Origin of the sequence: Wandonia haliotis, from assembly GCF_039523435.1 — a bacterium.
Classification (GTDB): Bacteria; Bacteroidota; Bacteroidia; order Flavobacteriales_D; family Crocinitomicaceae; genus Wandonia; species Wandonia haliotis.
This window is the reverse complement of record NZ_BAAAFH010000027.1, coordinates 1-4,734: the sequence shown is the minus strand read 5'-3', so window position 1 is coordinate 4,734 and position 4,734 is coordinate 1. Positions and strand designations below refer to the sequence as shown.

The following is a 4,734-nucleotide window of genomic DNA, read 5'->3' as shown; positions in this document are numbered from 1 at the left end:
TGTACGGAGCCGAACGTTTGGGCGTGAACTCGGAAGAAGTAACCATCTATCAAGGTGGTAATTTTACTTCCTATACCCACAAGGAAGAAGACGTGGTACACACGGATCAACGTGGAAATAAACGGTATGAACTCACCAATCATTTAGGGAACGTGCTTGCCGTCATCAATGACCGCAAGATTTACAACTCCACAGACCAGAATTACGATCCTGTGCTCCTCTCTTGGAGTGATTATTATGCGTTTGGAATGACCATGCCGGGTAGGAATGGAAACACTGGAGAGTATCGCTATGGTTATCAGGGAAGTGAAATGGATAATGAGGTGAAAGGAAATGGAAACAGTTATACAACGTTCTTCAGACAACTTGACCCTCGTTTGGGTAGGTGGAAGAGTCCAGATCCTGTATTTCAACCACATCAGTCACCTTATAATTCTATGGATAATAATCCGGTTTGGTTTAACGATCCGCTTGGGGATAAGATAAAATTTAAAGGTACTGCTAAACAAAAAAGGCAACTCCGAAGAGCATTCAGAGCTGCAAGGAAAGCGGATGCAGGTTTTGATGCCTGGTATACCCGAAGGAAGAAGGAGAAAACCGTTAATATTATGCGTATTCAAGGTGCAAATCCAAAAGTGAAAACAGAAACATTCAAAAATCCTAGAAAAGTAAGTCAAGCTGAAGGAGGAGGTTCTGCAATACAAGACATAACTATTGATGACCATGGTAATGAAATTGGGGCAGATGGTAGTCCAGTAGAAAAACATATAGGCAGAGGGGCAAATGAGTCTACATATTATTTTGCTCGATTGAAGAAAACAACAACAAAAGAGAGGATATCATCATATAAGGCTTTTTTTAATGGCTTTGCTACAGGTTATGATAATCATAGAGGTATTTATGAAAAAGATTTGAAGTTACATAGTAATGATTTTGTATTGCTTCCTGGGTATGCTAGAGCAGCAGAGGGTGAAGTTGTTGGTAATTTTTCATTGAGTCTTCGTTTTACTAATGTAGATGATTCTGAAATATTAAGCATTAATCATACATATTTTTCTCCTCCTCGAAATACACCTGGGTATAATCCATTTTTTGGGCGTTATACAGGTATTTCGAAAACATTATTAATGAAGGTAAGTGTAAAAGTTACGGATCGTGAAGGGGTGAACTCAAATGGTATTTTTAGAAATTATAATACCATTGCAAATTTTCGAATACGGGTATTATCTTTTAAGAGAAAAACATCAAGTAGTTGGGGGTTCTTTGATGTTTTTCGAATGAACAAAATAAGATTAATTAACCTAGAATAAAGAATAAGATGAATAAATGGATGGTATGTCTTGTTATTGTACTTAGCTTGCCGGTTCAAGCTATGTTACAAGAAAGAAGTTTTTTTGAAAGAAATAACTTACAGGGTGAAGTATCTTATGTATACGGGTATGGTTTAGAGGAGTTGAGAGAGGTAGAATTCATTGCGGAAAGTGTAGAAAAGGGAAATGTTGTAATTGTTTCCGGACCAGAACATTTTTCCTCAAAGGGATATACAGAGGGTATATTAGATACAGAAGAGCATTATAATTTAGCGTGTGGTTTGATAAAAAATATGCTATGGAAAACTCTTTCAGAAAATCAAGTGTTCTTTTTTAAGGAGAAAGATTTGATTTACCTTGATTATTTTAAAAGAATTGATGAGAAAAAGTTCAAACAAATTAGGTCGAAATTTGTGGATAAAGTAGATTTAAGTACTACGCAATCTATTAACAAGGCAGATTCTGTTGATCGGCTTTTTTTAATCCAAGAGTTTGTTGACCAGTATAATTTGCCGGAAATGGATTCCTTGATGTTGGTGCATAATTTTTTTAAGTTAAGTCTTGACAGGGTTTTGGAAGTTACTAAATCCATATACCCAACGAAAAAGATAATTGTTGTTTTTAATGATTTTGGTTATTCGGAGGGTAAAAAATATTTGGAGAGCGTTTTACTTGGAATGAAAAATTGTTATTTTTTTCTTCCTAAAAAAGGTTCATATAATGAGTCATACAGTTCATTTAGAGTGAGAAATAAAATCAAGAATCATAAAAGTTATGAGGATTATGATATCATTGATTCAGAAGATTTACCTAGAAAACTTAAATTCTCTAAAAGTGTGATTTTTGAAAGGGAGGTATTGTTGAATTTGGGTGTGAAATTTATTTATTTCAAAGAACTAGATAACTGTATGTGGTAGGAAAGATTCTTGAGGTGATCAATGACCGGAACATGTGGAACGCTACGGATGGCAATTACGATCAAGTGATCTTATCATGGAATGATTACTATGCGTTTGGAATGACCATGCCGGGCAGGAATGGTGGTGTGGGGTATCGTTACCAGTTCAATGGTATGGAAACCGATAATGAAATCTCAGGTAAAGGAAACAGCTATACAACGGAGTTCAGACAGTATGACCCGAGGTTAGGGCGTTGGAAGTCGTTGGATCCGTTGATGAGTAAGTTCCCTCATATGTCTCCGTATGTTGCGTTTAATAATAATCCTGTGTATTTTGTAGACCCTTATGGGTTGGAGGGTACGAATCCTGATGGAGATGATGGAGGAAACGATGGTGGAGGAGATGAATGGGATTATGGCTCATTAGAAGATTTAGGAGACAATCTCTATAAAACTGAGGATGGACGATTTTTATACAAAACAGAAGATGGGTACTCTCAACTTTTACGTACAGTAGAAGTTGATCCTAGTAATAAAGCATCGTACCAACATTTAAAAGAAAGCAGTAATATTAGCAGTGTTTATTTTTATCAACTCTATAAGCAATATCGATGGGATAGATATGATGGGAACTATGTTGATTTTAATGGATCAGCTATGCATCGTCGTTTACAAGAACAGTTCGATTTGGTTGTTTGGGACAATACTGTGGATTTATTAAATGGTTTTGGTGTCGCCACAGTAATTGCTGCAAGTGGTGGAGCATTAGCGCCCGCAGCTTTAGAGATAGGAGGAGCGTTACTTTCAACATTACCAGAATTAGAAGCAATTATAACTTATTATTATATTACAGCTGAAGCAGCGTATTTCAATACGGTGTACACTTTGTCTAAATATGTGGCTGGAAGAGTATTGATTTATACAACTTCAATCATGATAGGTACTTCTACCCCATCAATGAGAAGCGGTGGTCCGTCGATGACTCAAACACTTTATTCTAGGGGTAGTACCTTAAGAGCCCCAGTAGGAGGAGTTAAAACTCCAGATGGGAGTTTCGTAAAAGGCGGTCGCTTTTATTCCGGACCACGATTCTTCTTTCAACGAAATGCCGTAAATATTCCAGATCCAGGTGTTTTGAATCCTTGGGAACCATGGCCTAGAAATACTATGATTGATGTAGCAGGTAGACGTCCTTGGTTAGCGCCATTGTCAAACCCTTGGATTCGTGGTGGAGCAGTCGGACTTGGAAGCTACGGTGCGTATAAACACATGGAACTTGAGTACAAATTAAGAAACGAATAAAAGAAATGGAATTAATTGAAGGAATAGAGCTTTTCAGGGCTTACAATGAACCTAAAAAGGAAATACAAATTTTAAGAGAAAATGGTCAGGTGTTATTACAATTATTTAATTACCACTCAACATTTAAAATTTATGATATTGGGGATAACTTAGGATACATATTACTTATTCATTTTTTTAGAACAAAAACGAATAATAAAGCTAATTATCAACGTTTTATTGATTCAGAATATTATAAATCATTTGTACAACCTAAACCAGACAGTAAGGATGAACAGGATATGTTTTGTACATTGTTACCAAAGCATATTAGTAACCATGAAATGTTAACCTACGTAGCAGGGTTGTTAAGAGATGTTTATGGTAAAGAAACGAGGATAGTCGTGAGGGTTAATATTTGGTAAGACACTCTACAACCCTAACCCCCGATACAAAAGCGAATAAATGACTTCGTTACCACGTTCATTGAAATAAAAACTGGAAAACGACCGTAACGGAAATTTACTATCTTTAAATAGAAACGGAATCGGAACGGAACTGGACATGGACAGATTGGTAGTGTACCAGATTTATTGATGAATGAAATTTTTTAATTAATCATTTGTTTTTCAGGTGGTAGAGGAGTTTTTAGCAAGAGTATTTCGATAAGGGTAATCATTAGATTGCCCTTTTTTTCGTGTTTTATTCGGCCTATTATTCAATAATTACGTACTACGTGTATCAGAATTATTGCTCATATGATTTGTTGTAATTTTCAAATGAAAAAAAACGGGAAGACTTTGAAGGGAATTCAACGTCATCTGTGTAAACGATGTGGTTCGACCAAACAGGAAGAATATCGCAATAGAGCCTGTCTTGCGGAAACCAATACGAATATTGTTCTTTTACTTAAAGAAGGAGTAGGAATCAGGAGTATTTCGAGGATCTTAAAGATCTCTACCACAACCGTTCTAAAGCGTATCATTTCTATTTCTCGGCAAACTCGACAACCGCCTGTTTTACTGGGACGGGAATATGAAGTGGATGAGCTGATTACATATATAGGGAGTAAGAAGTATAGAGTTTGTCTTACCTATGCCATTGACCGTACAACCAAAGATGTGGTTAGTTATTGTGTGGGAAAGAGAAATAAAAGAAGCTTAGGAATGGTAGTGAATACCTTGTTGCTTTCAGAAGCAAAGGAAATCCGGACAGATAGACTTAGTTTGTATTTGGGATTGATCC

Annotated in this window: 5 protein-coding genes; all 5 read left to right on the top strand. The window is 36.3% G+C overall.

Annotated features, from left to right (window positions below; genetic code table 11):
• Positions 1–1,310, top strand: a 1,310-nt coding sequence (locus tag ABDZ97_RS17630) for an RHS repeat domain-containing protein (RefSeq protein ID WP_343791145.1), incomplete at its 5' end; no start/stop codon positions are given.
• 8 nt (positions 1,311–1,318) lie between these two features.
• A complete protein-coding gene (locus tag ABDZ97_RS17625; protein WP_343791142.1) occupies positions 1,319–2,227 on the top strand; it encodes a hypothetical protein in 909 nt (302 codons plus the stop codon).
• On the top strand, positions 2,221–3,510 hold the full coding sequence (locus tag ABDZ97_RS17620) for an RHS repeat domain-containing protein (RefSeq protein WP_343791139.1): 1,290 nt from the start codon (positions 2,221–2,223) through the stop codon (positions 3,508–3,510). Before ABDZ97_RS17625 ends, ABDZ97_RS17620 begins: the two co-directional genes overlap by 7 nt.
• A 5-nt stretch (positions 3,511–3,515) precedes the next feature.
• Positions 3,516–3,914, top strand: coding sequence for a hypothetical protein (locus tag ABDZ97_RS17615; protein WP_343791136.1), 399 nt, complete (start codon positions 3,516–3,518; stop codon positions 3,912–3,914).
• Positions 3,915–4,289: 375 nt separating this feature from the next.
• The coding region (locus tag ABDZ97_RS17610) for an IS1 family transposase (RefSeq protein ID WP_343791133.1) at positions 4,290–4,734 on the top strand (445 nt) is incomplete at its 3' end.

Bases quoted from the DNA above. Each gene is read 5' to 3' on its own strand.
- ABDZ97_RS17615 (WP_343791136.1), top strand. From the start codon at position 3,516: ATGGAATTAATTGAAGGAATAGAGCTTTTCAGGGCTTACAATGAACCT.
- ABDZ97_RS17625 (WP_343791142.1), top strand. From the start codon at position 1,319: ATGAATAAATGGATGGTATGTCTTGTTATTGTACTTAGCTTGCCGGTT.